This window comes from Sphingobacterium sp. ML3W, from assembly GCF_000747525.1.
Lineage (GTDB): Bacteria > Bacteroidota > Bacteroidia > Sphingobacteriales > Sphingobacteriaceae > Sphingobacterium.
The window spans coordinates 503753-522678 of the sequence record NZ_CP009278.1 but is presented as its reverse complement, the minus strand read 5'-3'; the positions used below and the strand labels follow the sequence as shown (position 1 = coordinate 522678).

General features: G+C 34.8%; 24 protein-coding genes. 3 read left to right on the top strand and 21 right to left on the bottom strand.

What is annotated here, in order from left to right; translation table 11 throughout:
* Positions 1-76 precede the first annotated feature (76 nt).
* The 4 genes from KO02_RS02450 to KO02_RS02435 are packed head-to-tail and all read right to left on the bottom strand — an operon-like array spanning position 77 to position 2790.
* A complete protein-coding gene (locus tag KO02_RS02450) occupies positions 77-1450 on the bottom strand; it encodes an alpha/beta hydrolase family protein (protein WP_051959737.1) in 1374 nt (457 codons plus the stop codon).
* Positions 1447-2034 (bottom strand): hypothetical protein, encoded by a 588-nt coding sequence (locus KO02_RS02445; protein ID WP_038695546.1) that lies wholly within the window; start codon positions 2032-2034, stop codon positions 1447-1449. The genes KO02_RS02450 and KO02_RS02445 overlap by 4 nt, the downstream gene beginning before the upstream one ends.
* Entirely contained in the window at positions 2031-2513 is a 483-nt protein-coding gene (locus tag KO02_RS02440; RefSeq protein WP_051959736.1) for a hypothetical protein, read from the bottom strand. The genes KO02_RS02445 and KO02_RS02440 overlap by 4 nt, the downstream gene beginning before the upstream one ends.
* A 1-nt stretch (position 2514) precedes the next feature.
* Positions 2515-2790, bottom strand: a complete 276-nt coding sequence (locus KO02_RS02435; RefSeq protein ID WP_038695544.1) for a DUF2089 family protein — start codon at positions 2788-2790, stop codon at positions 2515-2517.
* A gap of 142 nt (positions 2791-2932) precedes the next feature.
* Between KO02_RS02435 and KO02_RS02430 the strand changes: the two genes are divergently transcribed.
* Positions 2933-3670 (top strand): lysophospholipid acyltransferase family protein, encoded by a 738-nt coding sequence (locus tag KO02_RS02430; protein ID WP_038695542.1) that lies wholly within the window; start codon positions 2933-2935, stop codon positions 3668-3670.
* A 1-nt stretch (position 3671) separates the two neighbouring features.
* On the opposite strand, the gene KO02_RS02425 is transcribed toward KO02_RS02430, so the two are convergent.
* Positions 3672-4769 (bottom strand): glycosyltransferase family 2 protein, encoded by a 1098-nt coding sequence (locus tag KO02_RS02425; RefSeq protein ID WP_235212331.1) that lies wholly within the window; start codon positions 4767-4769, stop codon positions 3672-3674.
* Positions 4770-4785: 16 nt separating this feature from the next.
* Entirely contained in the window at positions 4786-5763 is a 978-nt protein-coding gene (locus KO02_RS02420; RefSeq protein WP_235212330.1) for a lysylphosphatidylglycerol synthase domain-containing protein, read from the bottom strand.
* Positions 5764-5885: 122 nt separating this feature from the next.
* Between KO02_RS02420 and ruvC the strand changes: the two genes are divergently transcribed.
* Complete coding sequence (gene ruvC, locus KO02_RS02415; RefSeq protein WP_038695538.1) at positions 5886-6452, top strand: crossover junction endodeoxyribonuclease RuvC; 567 nt, start codon at positions 5886-5888, stop codon at positions 6450-6452.
* 3 nt (positions 6453-6455) lie between these two features.
* Here ruvC and KO02_RS02410 read toward each other — a convergent pair whose 3' ends face one another.
* Positions 6456-7499: a hypothetical protein gene (locus KO02_RS02410; protein WP_038695536.1), complete on the bottom strand. Its 1044-nt coding sequence runs from the start codon at positions 7497-7499 to the stop codon at positions 6456-6458.
* 225 nt (positions 7500-7724) lie between these two features.
* On the opposite strand from KO02_RS02410, the gene KO02_RS02405 reads away from it, so the two are divergent.
* A complete protein-coding gene (locus tag KO02_RS02405) occupies positions 7725-8198 on the top strand; it encodes an Lrp/AsnC ligand binding domain-containing protein (protein WP_038695534.1) in 474 nt (157 codons plus the stop codon).
* A 44-nt stretch (positions 8199-8242) separates the two neighbouring features.
* Here KO02_RS02405 and KO02_RS02400 read toward each other — a convergent pair whose 3' ends face one another.
* From KO02_RS02400 to secY, 14 genes are all read right to left on the bottom strand, one after another.
* A complete protein-coding gene (locus KO02_RS02400) occupies positions 8243-9307 on the bottom strand; it encodes a M20 family metallo-hydrolase (protein ID WP_038695533.1) in 1065 nt (354 codons plus the stop codon).
* Entirely contained in the window at positions 9300-10103 is an 804-nt protein-coding gene (gene proC, locus KO02_RS02395; RefSeq protein WP_038695531.1) for a pyrroline-5-carboxylate reductase, read from the bottom strand. The genes KO02_RS02400 and proC overlap by 8 nt, the downstream gene beginning before the upstream one ends.
* Positions 10104-10114: 11 nt before the next feature.
* Positions 10115-10912 carry an acetylglutamate kinase gene (argB, locus tag KO02_RS02390; RefSeq protein WP_038695529.1) on the bottom strand — a complete coding sequence of 266 codons (798 nt, stop codon included), beginning with the start codon at positions 10910-10912 and terminating at the stop codon, positions 10115-10117.
* Between the two features lie 45 nt (positions 10913-10957).
* Positions 10958-11923 carry an acetylornithine carbamoyltransferase gene (locus tag KO02_RS02385; protein ID WP_038695528.1) on the bottom strand — a complete coding sequence of 322 codons (966 nt, stop codon included), beginning with the start codon at positions 11921-11923 and terminating at the stop codon, positions 10958-10960.
* A 19-nt stretch (positions 11924-11942) separates the two neighbouring features.
* The gene (locus KO02_RS02380) at positions 11943-13076 is read right to left on the bottom strand and encodes an aspartate aminotransferase family protein (protein WP_038695526.1); all 1134 of its coding nucleotides are present in this window, start codon (positions 13074-13076) and stop codon (positions 11943-11945) included.
* A 139-nt stretch (positions 13077-13215) separates the two neighbouring features.
* Entirely contained in the window at positions 13216-13713 is a 498-nt protein-coding gene (rplQ, locus tag KO02_RS02375; protein WP_038695524.1) for a 50S ribosomal protein L17, read from the bottom strand.
* A gap of 71 nt (positions 13714-13784) precedes the next feature.
* Positions 13785-14777, bottom strand: coding sequence for a DNA-directed RNA polymerase subunit alpha (locus KO02_RS02370; protein ID WP_038695522.1), 993 nt, complete (start codon positions 14775-14777; stop codon positions 13785-13787).
* Between the two features lie 91 nt (positions 14778-14868).
* The gene (gene rpsD / locus KO02_RS02365; RefSeq protein ID WP_038695520.1) at positions 14869-15477 is read right to left on the bottom strand and encodes a 30S ribosomal protein S4; all 609 of its coding nucleotides are present in this window, start codon (positions 15475-15477) and stop codon (positions 14869-14871) included.
* Positions 15478-15534: 57 nt separating this feature from the next.
* Positions 15535-15924, bottom strand: coding sequence for a 30S ribosomal protein S11 (gene rpsK / locus KO02_RS02360; protein ID WP_021190946.1), 390 nt, complete (start codon positions 15922-15924; stop codon positions 15535-15537).
* A gap of 10 nt (positions 15925-15934) precedes the next feature.
* The gene (gene rpsM / locus KO02_RS02355) at positions 15935-16312 is read right to left on the bottom strand and encodes a 30S ribosomal protein S13 (RefSeq protein ID WP_038695517.1); all 378 of its coding nucleotides are present in this window, start codon (positions 16310-16312) and stop codon (positions 15935-15937) included.
* Between the two features lie 27 nt (positions 16313-16339).
* Positions 16340-16456: a 50S ribosomal protein L36 gene (gene rpmJ / locus KO02_RS02350; protein WP_038702005.1), complete on the bottom strand. Its 117-nt coding sequence runs from the start codon at positions 16454-16456 to the stop codon at positions 16340-16342.
* A gap of 45 nt (positions 16457-16501) precedes the next feature.
* Positions 16502-16720 carry a translation initiation factor IF-1 gene (infA, locus tag KO02_RS02345; RefSeq protein ID WP_002997456.1) on the bottom strand — a complete coding sequence of 73 codons (219 nt, stop codon included), beginning with the start codon at positions 16718-16720 and terminating at the stop codon, positions 16502-16504.
* Positions 16721-16794: 74 nt separating this feature from the next.
* On the bottom strand, positions 16795-17577 hold the full coding sequence (map, locus tag KO02_RS02340; RefSeq protein ID WP_038695513.1) for a type I methionyl aminopeptidase: 783 nt from the start codon (positions 17575-17577) through the stop codon (positions 16795-16797).
* 9 nt (positions 17578-17586) lie between these two features.
* Complete coding sequence (gene secY / locus KO02_RS02335; RefSeq protein WP_038695510.1) at positions 17587-18924, bottom strand: preprotein translocase subunit SecY; 1338 nt, start codon at positions 18922-18924, stop codon at positions 17587-17589.
* Between the last annotated feature and the right edge of the window lie 2 nt (positions 18925-18926).

The following is an 18926-nucleotide window of genomic DNA, read 5'->3' as shown; positions in this document are numbered from 1 at the left end:
TTTACAACGTTATCGCATTTTTAATAAAATAGAAATGCTGTCACTTAAATAATACAAATTAATAAGGATAATTAGCTTATTTGTTGACTGTATGAATCCATTTTACCAAGTCAACTAGCAACTCATTATTCATGGTTTCGCTAATTTCTGCATATTCGGAAACAGCACCAGTTGTCGCTTTTTGAAATAAATGGTTCAAGCCTTCATATTCTTTTAAAATAGTTTTACGATTAAAAGGTAGATTAGATTTCAGACTTTTCAGATTTTCATTTGCAGGGACTTGTACATCCAAGCTTCCAAAAGCCGCATATACTGGAATCGTAATCTTTTTAATAAATGGAATCGGATTAATACGCATAAAATACCGATATGACGGCAACAAAAGCGTCTCGAGTTCCAATTGATTAGCTGAGTTTAATTTTGTTGCATCAATTTTCATATTATCGAGTATCGCTGTCATCGCTTCTTGGTATGGCTTATTACTCTTGACAATTTCAAAATTTTTTCTATTGATTTGCATCGCATGATTTAGGGCCTCCTCTGACATTCCCGCAACTTGACCAATACGGTATAATTGCGCTACCATTAATGAATCAATAGCTATTGCAGGGCCAGCTAATGATATAATATATGATAGTGATGGTAGTTTTTGACCAGCTAGCAGTTCTGCAATCAATCCCCCTTCACTATGACCTATAATACCAATCTTATTCATATCGACGTTTGGTCTCCCTTTAAGGAGGTCTATCCCTGCCATCGCATCTTTACTAAAATTCTCAATTGTTGCATTCATAAAATTTCCTTGCGATTTCCCGACTCCTCGATCATCATAACGCAATACAACTATATTATTTTTGGTCAAATAATCAGAAAGAATACGAAAGGGCTCGTGTCCCATCATGGATTCATTACGATCTTGAGGCCCACTCCCTGAAATCAAAATTACCGCTGGAAATTTTCCTTTCTGTTTAGGAGTTGTTAAAGTTCCGCTCAATTGAACATCATCATACTTATTTTTAAAAAATACATCAACTGTATCGTAAGAATAAGGCGGAATGACTCGTTGTGATCTAACCCGTTTTGTTTCTTTGTTAATATCCCCTAACTTTAATAGATCCAATTTCACTTTAAATGCCCCTTGCTGGAACTCCCCACCTATAAAATCTACTCGCTCTAATTTTCCTAAATAGCGGATACCCCCATCAATAACAACTTCAATACCATTACCTGTTATGTTCACTTGTGCAGGGATATCAAATGCTCCTTGATCTGGGCTATCTGCGCTTGCCTTCCATACACCCTTTTCTTGAGAAATATGAATTACAAAAACTAAACTTGAATGACCAACTTTCAAGTCACCTTGCCATTTCCCCGAAAATTCTTGTGAAAAAGAGGATAAAGAACCGCACAATAAAAGAATTATATAAATAAATTTTTTGAAAATCATCATATGTAATAGGGTATAAAAATTGCGCTAATCGCTTCTGATAAGAAAACTATTATTATTAACAGTAAACCATGATAATTTTTCTTACTATTAATAGCAATACGAAAACCTTTAATCAGCAAATAAAAGAAGTAAATAATTAGTAATAATATAATAATCACCCCTATAAACAATAAAATCAAATCACCTTTATCAACGGTGGTTACAGCTTGTGGGTCCAATGCATTTTTTGTCATTAAATCAGCAATCGGATTCAGCCATTTATTAGTGTTTAGTAATGCCATAAAATAGATAGCAGATCTAGCCACCAAAACAGTTGTAAACATATCAACTAATCTCACGCGAGAAGTCAAGATCTTTCCTAGAATAAATAAAACTAGGGTTAGTAAAATCGTTGCTATCACATTTTGATAAAATAATTGTAATAATGTCGCTGAATTAGATTTGAAACTTATTAAGCCAGGATAAGACCCCCCTAGATAATAAGCTGCGAAAGTCCCTATCAAAAATGAAATGAAACCAATAACAATCAATTTCGATTCGGAAAGATTATCAAATGGATTTACGATGATTTTATTTATCTTCATTTTAGAAATATTTCTTGATTTACCTTATTAACTATACTTCCTAATTCTTTCTTCTTTTGAGTGCCAATTAATAGTCTAGATCCGTCCTTGAATATTAATTGTAAGCCTTGATTACCTTTTGTATTATATGCCTTACCTTCACCTCCATTTCGATACCCCCAACCACCATAATCTGCGATGGGATTATAATCCTTGACATAAATTTGTTCCAACTCTGACCACTTGATTAATTTACTTTTTAATAAAAAAGGGAAAAATTGGACCGTAATACCGTTTCTATCAATTGTTGTTCTTAACCTAACCAAAGAAAATAAAACCGTAATTGTGAGTATAATCCAAAAACTAGGGTTAATACTGATTTCTTTTAGATTGCCTTTTAATACTGCTTCCCAATCAAAATCTAATGTAGATATAAACAATATCATCATTAATATAACGAGCAGCCAATTCCAAAAAGATTGTTTTTCGTGAAAATCCATATTATTTAATATTTTTAAATTTCAATAATTTTTCGATAAGGTCATCTAATTTATTTCTTACTGTCGGATAGCTCTTACCCAATTGATTTGCCATTTCTTTCAAACTACCTGAATTTAATAAAAATTGAAGAACAAATTGTTGTTCTTCAAGTGTTAATTGCGTCCAAATGGGTAACGTAAATTTACCAATCACCTCGGTATCACACGATGTACAGGTTAATTTACTGACCTCTAATTTTGCATCACAGCTCGGACATTTATTTGGAAATCTTTTCATTAGTACTATAAATATAAATATTATTAAGAGGAATATCAATATTATGAAAGTAAAATTGAATAAAATTAAAAACATGCACTATCAATTATTTGTAAAGTATATTAATAATTATATTTGCTGCAAATAATTACTAGATTTAAACATGAAGAAGATTATTGGCTTTATTCTGACACCCATTTTTTATTTCTTTTTTGGCTTGTGCCTTTTAATCTTCCATCCAATTCAGTGGTTGAGTTTAAAATTAGGAGGATATGAAGCACATAAGAGAAGTGTAGATATTCTCAATTTTTTGTTAACCTATTGTAATTGCCTTTTACTAAATAGTGTCACTTTTATTGATAATAAAAATATTCCAAGTGGACGTCCTATAATTTTTGTCGCCAATCATCAAAGTTCATTTGACATCCCAGCAATGATTTTCTTTCTAAGGAGATTCCATGGTAAATTTATCTCCAAAATTGAATTAGCTAAGGGAATCCCAAGTATTTCTTTCAACTTAAAACATGGTGGCGCGGCTAACATTGACCGTAAAGATTCAAAACAATCAATAGGAGAAATTTTAAAGCTTGCGAATAATATGAAGACAAAAAATTGGTCTGCTTTTATTTTCCCAGAAGGGACTAGAACAAGGAATGGGAAAATGAAATCTTTTCATATCGGCGGAATCGCTACTCTATTGAAGAAAAATCCACAGGCACTAATTGTCCCAATAGCAATTAAGGGCTCGTATGAAATGACTAAGAATGGCTCATTTCCATTTACTCCTTTTGTAAAAATGAGTTGGGAAGTATTAGACCCTATTGATAAGACAAATAAAAGTTTAGAGGAAATCGTATTGGAAGCTGAACAAAAGATTCGAAAAAAGGTGGAAGATAATTAGACTACTTTACCTGTCTACCTTTCCAATCGTATTTACCAATATTACCCAAGATACCAATGTACACAAGATAAATAATATGTAATAGGGAAAGGATAGGTAAGTAACGAATTAACTCTTCTCTCCCTGCAAATTTTGTCAAAGGTTGTATAAATACATATTCGACAAATATCTTAACGACTAAAATCACCAAGAAAGTAAACAGGTAAGAATAGTGGTAGCATATGCCTCCCAAAAAACAGGCAAGCATGCAGAAATTAAATAGCCAAATCGTTATCCCTAATAATACAACTGCTTTATTTTTATATTTTGTGCTTTTAGAAGCCCAACGTTTTCGCTGGCTAAGAAATGACTTTAAGGTTGGTTTGGCATCGGTATAAACAATGGCTTCTGTGGATTTACAAAAACCTATTTTATTAGCATATTTTTCAGCTACTTTGTGCAAAAATAATTCATCATCTCCAGAAGCCAATTCGTCAATCCCAGAAAATCCGCCCATCTCATAGAAAATATCTTTACGGTAGGCCAAATTTGCACCATTACAGGTTGTTGGATTTCGGTTGCCAATACCGGCAGCTCCTAAACCAATTAAATATAAGAACTCAAGAGTCTGCAGACGCTCAAAAAAAGATTTCTCTTCTGAATAAATGACTGGTGATGATAATAGAAATAAATCTTGTGTTTCGAAATAACTTATTACCGTCTTCAACCAGTTCTCTCCCATCCTACAGTCAGCATCTGTTGTTACAATAATCTCTCCGGTACTTAAGCCTATCGCTTTTGCAATAGCTAATTTTTTATATGAATTTAATTTATTACTCTCATTCAATTGAATCAATTTAACTCCGCGATTGGCATAAGATGTAATAACTTCACTGGTACGATCGGCCGAATGATCATCTATAATAATCAACTCCAACAATTCCATTGGAAAATTTTGATTAAGAACAGCTTCAATCGTACGTGCTATCCCCGACTCTTCATTACGAGCAGCTATGATAACAGATACGCGCTTCGTAGGTCGATAGTTTGATATCACAGAGGATATCTCAAACCAACCTAAACGCATATACAGCACTAAGGCGATATATATAACCGCCAATATTATTGTTAAAGAGCTAAGACTTAGAATCACCGAAAAAATTTATTTTCAAAACAAAAATAGACCCTAAAACTGCTGGCAGGATCAAATTAACAAACCAAATACAAGAAACAATCGCCATTACTGCCAATTCTTGATTTGTAATATAACTATATAAATTTCCTGCAACAAAGCTCCGAACACTAAAATCAAAAATATCCAATGTCGGTAAGGCCGCTTGTACAAAGAAAAGTATAAATATCATCAAAACCATTGCCATAACTGGCAAATTAGGCAGAATAACCATCATTAAAATAATATATTGTGAAGTAAAAATGATAAAACGAGCTAGTGATATCAAAATAACAACAAGTAATTCTTTAAAGGTATATTCTTCCAATATTGAAAAAAAAGGTTTGATACGATTCAAAAGTTTAATTCTTCCGACCAAGGTATCGATCCAATTTACATTAAAATAGAGTACTAAAAAGCCCGTAGCATAAATAATAGCTAATAGCCATATACCAAATTCAATGGAAACTGGTGTATCTAAATATGTGCAAGCAAACCAAGCTATGCTCAATGCACCTGCAATACTCGTTAATACCAACTGAGCAAATAATCCAACACCCATAGCTACGGCTCCACTAGCTCGGTTTTCAGGTTTTAGAAACAAAACACGACCACCATATTCACCAATTCTATTTGGAGTGAAGATTGCCCAAGTCAATCCACTAAACACAGATTGAAAAGCTTTGCCAAAAGATATTTTTTCAATCCTTACAACTAGATACTGCCATTTTATCACTTCTAGCATCCAATTGGCAAACATTAATAAAACTATCAAAGCAAATGTTAGCCAAAAAAAATGGGGATCAATTCCTGAAATTAATGTTTTAAATTTAAGTAGATTCTTGGGATCAGACAGCTGTTGGTAAATATACCAGCCAGCAAAAGCCAAAACAGCTATCTTAATCAATACACCTACATACTTCTTTTGAGCTTTTGTCAACATTCCTCAATTTTGGACACAATGTTACTAAATTTTAATCAAAGCTAAAGCTATTTTATGGCAATAATAGCATCCTTTAATACCTGACTACATATCCATATCGAATAAAAAATGTAATATTGCACATGCAGAAGGAGAAAGCGAAAGAAAGAATTATTTTAGGTATCGACCCTGGTACAGTAGTATTAGGTTATGGGCTTATTCGTGAACAAGGTAACAATATCAGCCTAATTACAATGGGTGTTATAAAAATGGGACATCTTGACGATCACGCACTAAAACTTCAACGCATATTTAAGAAAACCACTGCACTAATAGAAGAGTACAAGCCCGACAGTGTTGCCCTAGAAGCACCTTTCTATGGAAAAAACATCCAAGTTATGCTCAAATTAGGAAGAGCACAGGGGGTTGCAATGGCTGCCGCATTAAATTTTGATATTCCAATATATGAATACGCTCCAAGAAAAATAAAGCAATCTGTTACCGGAAATGGAAATGCTACGAAAGAGCAAGTTGCCGGTATGCTAAAATCTTTATTAAAGTTTAATGAAAGTCCTGAATTCCTTGATGCAACAGATGGATTAGCTGTCGCTGTATGCCATTCCTTCCAAAAAAATGCTACCTCAGGATCTAGTAAAAGCTACAGCGGTTGGAGCGCATTTGTTAAAGACAACGAAAAAAGGGTCAAATAAGTGCTAAAGCTGTACTTGCCTGATTACATTCTTCACGTTCAATTCAACAATATCTGTCATTGTTTTACACTTTAAATATTGCAGATTTGCCGTCGAAATAGCGTAGGCTTCACGCAATTGCTTAATGTTAGCCTCCGTCGATAATTGCTGAGTTTTTGAGGCATCGCGCAAATCTGCAATACGATGTCTTTCACTTCTAACACGGTGTACTATCGATGATCGTTCTTCTTGTTGATACTGTAACACCGTTTTTTCTGTCAAATGTTCCATAGAAAGCTTAACATAGGGAAAATTCTCTTTGAAAAATTGTGGCATATAAACTTTAGGGTTACCCTCATAAAACTGCTGATCAAAATCAATCGCACGAATTCGAAACTGAAAATCATCAAAGTCAGGGGTTATTTGAACCACAAAATTATATGCGCGCATGTCTCCCAAAAGAGTGATAATGCAACGTTCATTAAATTTGACAAATTCCTTCGAAATCCTAGTAAGGTTATAATCCGGCGTATACATACGCTGTTTAGCAAAAGTATCACCAGGAATCCCGACAATATGTTCTTCAACGAGTGTTTCATTGTCGACCATATAGTTTACCTGATTTGGCGATAAAATTTCCTCTAACTCCAAGCCATAAATTCTTGAAGCATCCGCCTGCTTGATATAGAAATAATCGTATACATCATTAAGGCGATTTACAATACGAATTCGAAACGGCCGCGTATTACCAAAGGCACAATACTCAACACGGTCAATATATTTATGCTGTACGATACGGGTATTGCCAGATGCTTTCAATTTTGCATAAATAATCTTTAAACCTTCATAAAGATTATCGATTAGATAGGGTGGGTATAATGGTGTTTCCCAATAAGTATCATTGCCATACTTATCTAGTACAGGTATAGTCTCTGTAAAAGTGAGAAGATCTTTATATGTAATAGGAAATTTTGCATCTCGCTGATACATGCGCAAATATTTATGTAAACCATCTCCAACAGCAAATATTGGTTTCTTTCTCGAAATTCTCACATCTTCTATTTCCATAAATTTCGTTTTATTGGGACAAAGTAAGTCAAAGTTTAAATTAATACTAAAATTGTTATTTAAATATCACATTAACAATATGTCTATTAAATTTTTACTAAATTTACAGACATAAACCAACAAAACTTAGTATTTTTGAAAAATTTAAAATTTTAATCTGTTTGTATGTTGTATTTATAAATACAACATACAAACAGATTAATTTAATTAAAAACAGCACTTTTAATGGAAAACAACTATTCTAATTACGATTTAGACAATCTTGATATTCAGATATTATCAATTTTGATGAATGATGCGTCTATTCCTTACACAGAAATAGCAAAAAAATTAATTGTATCTGGTGGAACTATCCATGTTCGAATGAAGAAAATGGAAGAATTAGGTATAATTAAAGGATCCAATTTAATTATAAATCCTCAAAAAGTAGGCTTTGACATTACTGCATTCTTAGGTATATATTTAGAAAAAGGTTCTCAATATTCAGATGCTGTAGCACAATTAAAAGAAATCAAAGAAGTCGTTGAGTTGCATTATTGCACAGGGCAATACAGTATTTTTGCGAAAATAATCTGCCGAGACACTGTACATCTACGTAAAGTTCTGAATGAGGATATTCAGTCAGTTCAAGGAATTCAACGTACCGAGACAATTATATCATTGGAAGAAAGCATAAAACGACAAATTAGTCTAATATAAAATGAATAAAAAAGGCACAAATTAATTTGTGCCTTTTTTATTCATTATAATATTTTTTCCAAAATAGCGATATATTCATCTATTCCATTTTTAATTTCATCAACATATATAAATTCATCCGCCATATGACTTCGTCCCGAAAATCCGGGACCCATTTTCACAGAGGGGATTCTTAGCAAAGCTTGATCGCTCATAGTGGGCGACCCATAAGTCTTTTTGCCAAGACTCAAACCCGAAAGAACTAAAGGGTGATTTTCAGGTATAGAGGAAGAGCTTAACCGCGTTGAACGGGCCTTGATTTCTGATTGAACACTATTCTTAATAATATTCAACGTTTCTTCATTAGAATAAGCATCTGTTGTCCTAACGTCTACCACAAAATCACAGGTTGCAGGTACGACATTATGTTGCGCACCACATTGTATCATTGTAACTGACATTTTTATAGGCCCTAGCTTTTTAGATACCCGATCAAACTGATATGATTTAAACCAGTTGATATCTTCGATTGCTTTATATAATGCATTTTCTCCTTCTTCCCGAGCTGCGTGCCCTGCCTGTCCATGTGCAGTACAATCTAGTACCATTAAGCCCTTCTCGGAAATAGCAAGATCCATTAATGTAGGTTCTCCAACAATAGCAAAATCTAAAGAACCTAATTCTGATATAATTGATTCAATACCATTACTTCCAGAAACTTCTTCTTCAGCACTAGCGGCTAAACAAAAATTATATTTTAAATTTTTATTATCATAAAAATGGAGAAATACAGCAATTAACGAAACCAAACACCCACCTGCGTCATTACTCCCTAAACCAAAAAGCTTACCCTCTACAATGTCTGCTGAATATGGATCCTTTAAATATCCCGTATTCGGTTTTACAGTATCATGATGAGAATTCAATAAAATAGTAGGTTTTTGAGCATCATAATATTTATTGTACGCCCAAACATTATTTCCTTTACGATAGGATTTAATACCCTTATTATCAAAAAATTGAACAATAAGGGCTGCTGTCCCACTCTCCTCTCGACTAAATGAGGGAATACTAACCATTGATTTTAGCAATGTTAAACTCTCTTCAAATAATTGAATTCGTTTATTCATTATATAAACCTCCAGCTTTACAAGCAGATAGCTTAATCCCTTTTATAAAAGCAGAACTAAACCCATTGTGCTCCATTTCATTCAAACCAGCAATTGTACAGCCCTTTGGAGAAGTAACTTTATCAATTTCACTTTCTGGATGGCTTTGAGTCTGTAACAATAAATCTGCCGCACCTTTAGCAGTTTGAATTGCCATTTTTAACGCGTCATGGGCATGAAAACCAATTTCTACACCGCCTTGCGAAGCTGCACGAATTGCTCTTAAAAAAAAAGCGATTCCACAAGCACACAACGCTGTGGCAGAAGTCATTAAATCCTCATTAATAACCACAACGGCACCAACAGTTTCAAACATAGCCTCAACAGCCCTAACAACATCACTAGATGCATCGTCACTTGCTACACATGTCATCGACTGTCCGATCGCAATTGCGGTATTTGGCATTGCTCTCACAACTGCTGTATCCGTTCCTAATACTGCTTTTATATCTGCACAACTTACTCCAGACACAACCGAAACAAAAACCTGATTAGAATTTCTAACTATCGGAGCAATTTCTTCTAAAACCTTACGTAACTGTTGAGGCAAAATTGCAAAAACAATAATATCAGCTTCTTTTACCGCCAGTAAGTTATTGTCTGTAACAATAAACCCTTCCTGACTTTCAGCGTATAAGGCCTTGACATTCCTTCTTGTCAAAGTAATTTGGTCTGCAGGACAAAATTGTTTCTTAACTAACCCTTTCGCAAGCGATAAACCAATATTACCTGTCCCGATAATGGTGATTCTTTTCATGATTATAAGTTCTATTTTAAGGTTAAACAAGTGCCAAATTGCCCTTGTTGGAACAAATGCAAATTATTGGCATGACCAATATACACATTCCGAACACCTTTTTGAATAGCATCAAAAGCATTTTGCAATTTTGGCACCATTCCGTCGTGGATTATACCATCTTCTTTCAATTTGGAAAATTCATCGGCATGAATAGAATTAATGACAGATTGTTCATCATTAACATCTTTCAATACCCCATTTTTTTCAAAACAGTAAACTAAAGAAGTATCGTACAATGAAGACAATCCAACTGCTAGTGCCGAAGCAATTGTATCCGCATTAGTGTTCAATAATTGACCTAACCCATTATGTGTAATCGCTGAAAACACAGGCACAAAACCCGCTTCCAGGAATTTCTTTATAGAGGCAGTATTAACGGAGTCATGTAATATATCTCCAACAAAACCATAATCGATATCTCTAACAGGTCGCTTTATGGCCTTAATGGTTCCACCATCAGCACCACTTAAACCAATCGCATCACATTGTAACACCTGAAGTTTAGCTACAATAGTCTTATTTGTTAAACCAGCATAAACCATTGTAACAATACGCAACATCGCTTCATCTGTAATTCGTCTACCCTCAATCATCTTTGCTTCGACACCCAAATCTGATGCCAAACGAGTAGCTATCTTACCCCCACCATGAACCAAAATTTTCTTACCTGGCAAAGCTGCAAATTTCTCCAAAAATGAATTTAATAATTGTTCATCGTCAATAATATTTCCACCAATTTTTATAATATTCAGGCCACTATTTGACATCTTTCTCTCTAAATCTTCCAAAATAATATATTTTAAAGCTTATCCTTATTTAGCTAAACTTTCCAGCATACGTTTTAATACTACTTGAGCTGCCCAAACACGATTACCTGCTTCTTTAATTACTAATGAATTAGGACCATCCAATATTTCTGCAGACAACTCCAAATCTCTTCTAACAGGCAGACAGTGCATAACCTTTGCATTGTTAGTAAGTGCCAATTTTTGATTATCCATCATCCAATTTTCAGTAACAGGAAAAACTTGACCATATTGCTCATAAGAAGACCAATTTTTCACATATAAGAAATCTGCGTCTTTAATACTTTCTTCCAAATTATTGGAAATATTTGCACCATTCGTAAATTCTTCAGACAACTGATATCCCTTCGGATGAGCAATTGTAAATTCAACTAGACCCTCCACTTGAGCCTGACACATCCATTCCGAAAATGAATTAGGAACTGCTTGTGGCAATGCTTTCACATGAGGAGCCCATACTAGTACAACCTTGGGTTTTTTACTATTTTTGTATTCGGTTATTGTGATTAAATCTGTCAAACTTTGTAAAGGGTGGCGAGTAGCACTTTCTAAGGATACTACTGGAACTCCGCAATATTCAATAAATTTATTAAATAAATCTTCTGAATAATCTTCCTCTCTATCTTTTAGTTTTGGAAAAGAACGTAGGCCTAAAATGTCACAATATTCACCCATAACGGCAGCAGCTTCACGAATGTGTTCTACAGTAGTTCCATTCATCACAACACCATCTTGAGTTTCTAAAGCCCAGCCATCTTTATCCATATTCATGACCATAACATTCATGCCTAAATTCATAGCTGCTTTTTGAGTACTTAAACGAGTTCTCAAACTTGGATTTAAGAAAACTAAACCCAAAGTTTTATGTTTTCCTAAACTTTCCAGAGCATATGGATTAGCTTTCTGTTCCAAAGCTTCATTTACCACCTCGCTAACAGAGGCGACATCCTTAACTGAAAAAAACTTTTTCATATCTATATATTATTCAAAGCTAATCTTTTAATCTTTCGGCAAAAGCGGTTAAAAACTGATCCGCAACTTCCTTAGTTATATTTAAAGCAGGTAATAATCGGATTACAGAAGGCTTAGCCTCTCCAGTAAATATCTTACTCTTATTAAGCAAATCTTTCTTTACATGCGCTAATTCAGCTGGCAAATCAATGCCAATCATTAATCCTCTACCTCGCACATCGATGACTTCATCAAATTTCTTCAATTCTTCAATTAAATATGAGCCCATTACTGCGGCATTTTGAATTAAATTTTCTTGTTTTATAACTTCTAAAACTGAGACCGCGGCAGCACAAGCCAAGTGATTACCCCCAAAAGTAGTACCCAACATTCCAAAAGTGGCAACAAACTTTGGAGCTATACTAATTGCACCTATAGGGAAACCGTTACCCATACCTTTGGCCATAGTATAAATATCTGCTGAGATTCCAGCATAGTCATGGGAATAAAATAGACCCGAACGTCCATACCCACATTGAACAGAATCAGCAATAAAGACTGCATCATACTGATTACAAAGAGAACGAATTAATTTAAGAAACGCGACAGACGCCTCACGAATACCACCAACACCTTGTATTCCCTCGATAATTACCGATGAAATATCATCTCCATAAGATTTAAAAGCTTTAAGAAGAGCCTCTTCATCATTGAAAGGCAAAAATACAACATCACTATTCTCGTTCACAGGAGCAATAATGGCAGGATTGTCAGTACAAGCAACTGCTAAAGAAGTACGCCCGTGAAAGGCTTTTGAAAAAGAAATGATTTTTTTCCTTTTATTATGAAACGACGCTAATTTTAAAGCATTTTCGTTTGCTTCGGCACCGGAATTACATAAAAACAAATGAAAATTCTCTTTTCCAGAAATCTCACCTAACAATCGAGCTAATTCACGCTGGATAGGAATCTCGACTGAATTAGAATAAAAACCAATACGGTCCAATTGATCTTTCAGCCTTTGAACATAATGTGGATGTGTATGACCGATTGAAATCACGGCATGACCACCATATAAATCCAAGTAGGCATTTCCTTCGGCATCCCAAACCGTCGAGCCTTTAGCTCTTACTATATTAATTGGATTAATGGGATAAACGTTAAATAAGTCCATTGACAATGATAAATAATTAAATGAGAAATATAAGTCCGATATGCTTTGCAAATATAGCTAAGTCTTCCTAAAAATCAGTCAAAAATAAAAAAGCCTATCATTTTCATGATAGGCTTTATATCTAATAAAGTTAAAGATACTAGTCTTTGTTTTCTTCTTCAGTAGTAGCAGTGGTTTCTGTTTCCGCCTTAGCATCTTCAGTTTCTTCAGCTTTCTTTTTAGAAGTACCACGACGACGCGTTACTTTTTTCTCTGTAGCAGCTTTTCCACCGTAAATTTCATTATAGTCAACCAATTCAATGAATGCCATTTCAGCATTATCACCTAAACGATTTTCCATTTTGATAATACGAGTATACCCACCTGGACGATTAGCTACTTTTTCCGAAATTTCACGGAATAAGATTGTAATAGCCTCTTTGTCTTTTAAGTAAGAGAAAACAGTACGACGAGAGTGAGTCGTATCAGTTTTAGATTTAGTAATCAATGGCTCAACATATTTACGTAAAGCTTTAGCTTTCGCTAAAGTAGTTATAATACGTTTATGTTTTACTAATGACGTTGCCATGTTAGCTAACATTGCCTTTCTATGGCTGTCAGTACGGCCTAAGTGATTTACTTTTTTTCCGTGTCTCATTTTGATTTAAATTTAATGTATGTACCGTCTCTTCACAGAGGGAATTACATACAAGTAGCTTACTTAATATATTATTCTTCGTCTAATTTATATTTAGACAAGTTCATTCCGAATGATAAACCTTTCGATTTAACCAATTCTTGAATTTCGCTTAATGATTTTTTACCGAAGTTTCTGAATTTCAACATATCTGCTACGTCATAAGTAACTAGTTCAGATAATGAACGAATATCAGCAGCTTTCAGACAGTTCAATGCACGAACTGAAAGATCTAGATCTACTAATTCCATTTTCAAAATCTTACGCATATGTAAAATTTCTTCATCAACTACCTTTGTTTCCTCTTTAGTCTGAGACTCTAGAAGCATATTCTCATCAGAGAATAAGATAAAGTGTTGAATAAGGATCTTAGCAGCTTCTTTTAAAGCTTCTTCTGGATGAATAGAACCATCAGTAGAGATATCTAACAACAATTTCTCGTAGTCAGTTTTTTGTTCTACACGGTAGTTCTCAATGGTAAATTTAACATTCTTAATCGGAGTAAAGATCGAATCAATCGCGATTAATCCTACAGGACCATCAACGACTTTATTCTCATCAGCATTTACATAACCACGACCTTTAGCTACGCTCAATTCTACTTCAATTGTAACCGAGCTATCCATATTACAGATAACTAAATCAGGATTTAATACTGTAAAGTTGTTTGAGAATTTTGTGATATCACCAGCTGAGAAGTGCTCTTGACCATTGATTACTACAAATATCTTTTCGCTATCACCTTGATCACCAGTCTTTTGAAAACGAACTTGTTTCAAATTCAAAATGATCTCCGTAACGTCTTCAACTACACCTTTGATAGTTGAAAATTCGTGCGAAACGCCTGAAAACCTTATCGACGTAATTGCATATCCTTCTAATGAGGACAATAAAATACGGCGCAAAGCATTACCAATGGTTACACCAAAACCAGGCTCCAATGGACGAAATTCGAACGTACCATCAAAATCTGTAGATTTTTGCATGATAACTTTATCCGGTCTTTGAAATGCTAAAATTGCCATTTATTTCTTTTTAAAGTTTTTGTAATAATACTTGCAATACAATAGAATATGCATAATCCAGTTTGGACTATGCATATATCTACTTTATTTATTATTTAGAGTATAACTCTACGATTAAGTTCTCTTTAATGTTCTCAGGAATGTCAGATCTTTCTGGGTAACTTAAGAAAGTACCTTTAAGTTCTTTTGCATCCCACTCCAACCACGAGTGTTTGTTGATAATTCTACCAGAAACTGAATCAGTGATTGTTTCAAGTGATTGAGAACGCTCACGAACAGCGATTACATCACCTGGACGTAAGCTATATGATGGAATGTTAACTAAATCTCCGTTAACAGTAATGTGTTTGTGCGATACTAACTGACGAGCAGCAGAACGAGTAGGGGCAATACCTAAACGGTAAACCGTGTTATCTAAACGAGCTTCTAGTAATTTCAAGAAAATCTCCCCTGTAATACCTTGTTTTGAGGCAGCTTTAACAAACAAATTAGCGAATTGACGCTCTAACACCCCGTAAGTGTATTTTGCTTTTTGCTTTTCTAACAACTGAATAGCGTATTCAGATTGTTTACCTCTGCGTTTAGATGCTCCATGTTGTCCAGGAGGATAATTCTTTTTCTCTAACGCTTTATCTGGGCCGAAAATCGGCTCCCTAAATTTACGGGCAATTTTGGACTTAGGTCCTGTATATCTAGCCATTTTTTTTTCTTAAAGTATCTATTAGCCTATAGCTAATGAATCTTATCTTTAACCTAATTAAACTCTTCTACGTTTTGGAGGACGACAACCGTTGTGAGGAAGTGGAGTGATATCTTTAATAGTAGTCACATCAATTCCAACAGTTTGTAATGTTCTGATAGCCGACTCACGTCCAGCACCAGGTCCTTTTACGAATACTTCTACTTTACGTAGTCCTAAATCGTATGCAACTTTACCACAGTCATTAGCTGCCTGTCCTGCTGCGTACGGTGTATTCTTTTTAGACCCTCTAAAACCCATTTTCCCAGCACTTGACCAAGAAATAGTTTGACCTTGATTATTAGTCAAAGTTACAATGATATTATTAAACGTAGCATTGATGTGCGCCTGACCAACAGGCTCAATTACAACAATACGTTTTTTTGCAGCTTTTTTAGTTTTAGCCATTTCTTAATTTTTATTTAGTAGCCTTTTTCTTGTTTGCAACTGTCTTACGTTTACCCTTACGAGTACGAGAGTTGTTTTTAGTGCGTTGACCACGAACTGGTAAATGCTTACGATGACGTAATCCACGGTAACAACCGATATCCATTAATCGTTTAATATTCAGCTGAATCTCTGAACGTAAAGCACCCTCTACTTTAATCTCCTCAGAAATTAATGTACGGATTGCCGCTAATTGTTCATCATTCCAATCTTGAACTTTAACGTCCTGACTGATTCCCGCCTTATCTAAGATAAGCTCCGCTGTTGTTCGACCGATACCAAAAATGTAGGTAAGGCCGATAACACCCCTTTTGTTTTTAGGTAAGTCAATACCTGCTATCCTTGCCATATATGTTTAGCGATTATTTTTAATTAATTAACCCTGACGTTGTTTGTACTTAGGGTTCTTTTTGTTGATTACAAAAACTTTTCCTTTGCGACGAATGATCTTACAATCAGCGCTACGTTTTTTTATTGATGCTCTTACTTTCATGATTTTATTATTTTCAAAAGCTTGCACTATCAGACTATCAGACCGTTACTTATAACGGTATGTAATACGTCCTTTAGTCAAATCATAAGGAGACATTTCTAATTTAACTTTATCCCCAGGCAAAATTTTGATATAGTGCATGCGCATTTTACCAGAAATATGAGCAATAATTTCATGCCCATTTTCCAATTCTACCCTAAACATAGCATTAGAAAGTGCCTCTCTAATTATTCCATCTTGTTCAATTGAGGCTTGTTTAGCCATATATTCTTGATTATTATTTTGTTAAATAGCCTGCAAACAGGAGTGCAAAGATATATAAAATAATTGAAAATCAATTATTTTTCACCTAAAACTTTCTCCACGTGTTCAAATGTCAACAGCACATCGGGCTCGCCTTTACGAATTGCGACCATCTGTTCGAAGTGCGCCGACAGTTTACCATCAACAGTACTTACTGTCCATCCATCATCCCAAAACTTCACGCCTGCTTTTCCTGCGTTAATCATCGGTTCTATACAAATAACTAATCCAGACTCTAGTTTAGCTCCTGAGCCACGTTTACCGTAATTAGGAACTTCAGGTTTTTCATGTAAATGATAACCCACACCATGTCCGACCAATTCTCGTACAATACCAAAACCATATTTAGAAACATGTTCTTGAATGGCAGAACCAATATCACCTACGCGCTTTCCAGCAACAGCTTGTTCTATGCCTTTATACATAGATTCTTTTGTTACATCAAGTAACAACTGTGCTTCTTCAGTGACATTACCTACACCAAAGGTATATGCAGAATCACTAATAAAACCGTTCAGGTTAACCCCACCATCTACAGAAACTAAGTCTCCATCTTTGATTATATAGTCACTAGGAAATCCGTGAACAATCTGGTCATTGACAGAAATACAAAGTGAGTATGGAAATCCATGATAATTAAGAAACGCTGGCGTTCCACCATTATCATGGATAAACTCGTAAGCTAACTTATCAAGAGATAAAGTGGTAATGCCAGGTTTAATAACCTTAGCAACTTCACCAAGCAAGTGGGAAAGTACATTTGCTGACAAACGCACTTGCTCTATATCTTCCTCTGATTTATAATATACTTTAGACATCTAAAGAATTTAAATTGCCGACTGATCTACACCCTCAACCGACGCAGGGGTTCTACCCTTAATACGTCCAGTTTTCATTAATCCATCATAATGACGCATCAATAAGTGGCTTTCAATTTGTTGCAAAGTATCCAACACAACACCTACCAAAATCAATAAAGACGTACCTCCATAGAAGTGCGCAAATTGATTATTAATACCGAATAAACTTGCAATAGCAGGTAATATAGCAATAATCGCTAGGAAAATTGCACCAGGGAATGTGATGTTTGAAATCACACGATCAATAAAGTTACTTGTTTCTAGACCTGGTTTAATACCTGGAACAAATCCACCATTCTTCTTCATATCATCAGACATCTGCTGAGGATTCACCATAATAGCTGTATAAAAGAATGTAAATGCAATAATTAATACTGCAAAAGTTACATTATACGCAACAGAAGTATAGTTACTCAAAGACGTCAAGAAATCTGACTGAAGATTAGGAAAAAATTGTCCTAAACTCATTGGCACAAACATAATGGCCTGTGCAAAAATGATCGGCATTACACCCGCAGCATTTACCTTTAATGGAATATACTGTCTAACACCACCAACTTGTTTATTTCCAACTATTTTCTTCGCATATTGAACAGGGATTTTACGTACACCTTGTACGATTAAAATCGTAAATACAACAACAAAGAATAAAGCTAAAAATTCCAGTAACAATGGAATTGGTCCACCACCACCTTTACTCATACGTGACACCCACTCCGCGGTAATACCACTTGGCAATTGTGCGATAATACCAGTCATAATGATTAAGGAAATACCATTACCAATACCTTTATCAGTAATTTTTTCACCTAGCCACATTACAAACAAAGTACCCGCTGTCAAAACTATTGCAGTAAGAATTGTGAACATAGGGTCCGCTAAAGTTTTTGCAGCAGGCTCAATCTGAGTCCTAACATATGCAAAAGCTTGAAGCAAAGTGATCGCTAACGTAAGATAGCGAGTAATTTGATTCATTTTAGTACGACCACTTTCACCCTCTTTCTGCATTTTTTGGAAATAAGGAACCGCGATGCCCAATAACTGAACAACAATGGATGCCGAAATATAAGGCATTACCCCTAATGCAAAGATAGCTGAACGAGAGAACGAGCCCCCGGCAAACATATCTAGCAAACCAAGTAATCCTTCTTTTTGACCAGAGGCCAAAGCTTGAGGATTAACTCCTGGCAATACGATATGACACCCAATACGGTAAATTAGAAGAAATAGTAGCGTATTCAAGATACGTGTACGTAAATCGTCAATTTTCCAAATATTGGTTAAGGTTGTGATTAGTTTCTTCATTT

Coding starts and splice junctions, on each gene's coding strand:
- KO02_RS02435 (WP_038695544.1), bottom strand. CDS start 2,790: ATGAAAAGATTTCCAAATAAATGTCCGAGCTGTGATGCAAAATTAGAG.
- KO02_RS02380 (WP_038695526.1), bottom strand. CDS start 13,076: ATGGACTTATTTAACGTTTATCCCATTAATCCAATTAATATAGTAAGA.
- rpsD (WP_038695520.1), bottom strand. CDS start 15,477: ATGGCTAGATATACAGGACCTAAGTCCAAAATTGCCCGTAAATTTAGG.
- rpmJ (WP_038702005.1), bottom strand. CDS start 16,456: ATGAAAGTAAGAGCATCAATAAAAAAACGTAGCGCTGATTGTAAGATC.
- rpsM (WP_038695517.1), bottom strand. CDS start 16,312: ATGGCAAGGATAGCAGGTATTGACTTACCTAAAAACAAAAGGGGTGTT.
- KO02_RS02385 (WP_038695528.1), bottom strand. CDS start 11,923: ATGAAAAAGTTTTTTTCAGTTAAGGATGTCGCCTCTGTTAGCGAGGTG.
- KO02_RS02405 (WP_038695534.1), top strand. CDS start 7,725: ATGGAAAACAACTATTCTAATTACGATTTAGACAATCTTGATATTCAG.
- KO02_RS02410 (WP_038695536.1), bottom strand. CDS start 7,499: ATGGAAATAGAAGATGTGAGAATTTCGAGAAAGAAACCAATATTTGCT.
- KO02_RS02400 (WP_038695533.1), bottom strand. CDS start 9,307: ATGAATAAACGAATTCAATTATTTGAAGAGAGTTTAACATTGCTAAAA.
- KO02_RS02440 (WP_051959736.1), bottom strand. CDS start 2,513: ATGGATTTTCACGAAAAACAATCTTTTTGGAATTGGCTGCTCGTTATA.
- KO02_RS02430 (WP_038695542.1), top strand. CDS start 2,933: ATGAAGAAGATTATTGGCTTTATTCTGACACCCATTTTTTATTTCTTT.
- map (WP_038695513.1), bottom strand. CDS start 17,577: ATGTCTAAAGTATATTATAAATCAGAGGAAGATATAGAGCAAGTGCGT.
- rplQ (WP_038695524.1), bottom strand. CDS start 13,713: ATGAGACACGGAAAAAAAGTAAATCACTTAGGCCGTACTGACAGCCAT.
- rpsK (WP_021190946.1), bottom strand. CDS start 15,924: ATGGCTAAAACTAAAAAAGCTGCAAAAAAACGTATTGTTGTAATTGAG.
- argB (WP_038695529.1), bottom strand. CDS start 10,912: ATGTCAAATAGTGGCCTGAATATTATAAAAATTGGTGGAAATATTATT.
- KO02_RS02370 (WP_038695522.1), bottom strand. CDS start 14,777: ATGGCAATTTTAGCATTTCAAAGACCGGATAAAGTTATCATGCAAAAA.
- proC (WP_038695531.1), bottom strand. CDS start 10,103: ATGAAAAGAATCACCATTATCGGGACAGGTAATATTGGTTTATCGCTT.
- KO02_RS02450 (WP_051959737.1), bottom strand. CDS start 1,450: ATGATGATTTTCAAAAAATTTATTTATATAATTCTTTTATTGTGCGGT.
- ruvC (WP_038695538.1), top strand. CDS start 5,886: ATGCAGAAGGAGAAAGCGAAAGAAAGAATTATTTTAGGTATCGACCCT.
- secY (WP_038695510.1), bottom strand. CDS start 18,924: ATGAAGAAACTAATCACAACCTTAACCAATATTTGGAAAATTGACGAT.
- KO02_RS02445 (WP_038695546.1), bottom strand. CDS start 2,034: ATGAAGATAAATAAAATCATCGTAAATCCATTTGATAATCTTTCCGAA.
- infA (WP_002997456.1), bottom strand. CDS start 16,720: ATGGCTAAACAAGCCTCAATTGAACAAGATGGAATAATTAGAGAGGCA.
- KO02_RS02420 (WP_235212330.1), bottom strand. CDS start 5,763: ATGTTGACAAAAGCTCAAAAGAAGTATGTAGGTGTATTGATTAAGATA.